The 325-nt window shown below is 50.8% G+C and carries 1 protein-coding gene; it reads left to right on the top strand.

Going from position 1 to position 325, the window contains the following annotated elements; translation table 11 throughout:
• The first annotated feature begins 76 nt into the window (after positions 1 to 76).
• Entirely contained in the window at positions 77 to 241 is a 165-nt protein-coding gene (locus tag AC0QH1_RS09670; RefSeq protein ID WP_324630868.1) for a hypothetical protein, read from the top strand.
• The last annotated feature ends 84 nt before the right edge of the window (positions 242 to 325 follow it).

Here is a 325-nt window from a genome sequence, read left to right as displayed (position 1 = left end):
TGGCTAGTAATTCGTAATATTTGAGGTCAATAAATCTGGCGATCGCTATTCTGAATTAGGAGAGCGATCGCTTTTTTTGGGGGAGGAGCGATCGCATTGCACCGCCAACACCGAACCCACGGGGCGCTCTTTGGGCAACACCGAACCCAGGGGGCAGCGATCGCCTAACTTAAAAAATATTTACATTTTCCAGGATTGCCAAGGCGACGCGATTGCCTTACAATACACTCACGAGATTTAAAATCGAGCGTCAGCACCCCGCTCTAAAGAGACGGGGCTTCTAGCCCCTGACTTTAGGTAGCTGACCAGCCTAAGCCCTACGAGG

The sequence above is a fragment of the Phormidium sp. CCY1219 genome (genome assembly GCF_055795085.1).
This window is presented reverse-complemented; position numbering and strand designations above follow the sequence as displayed.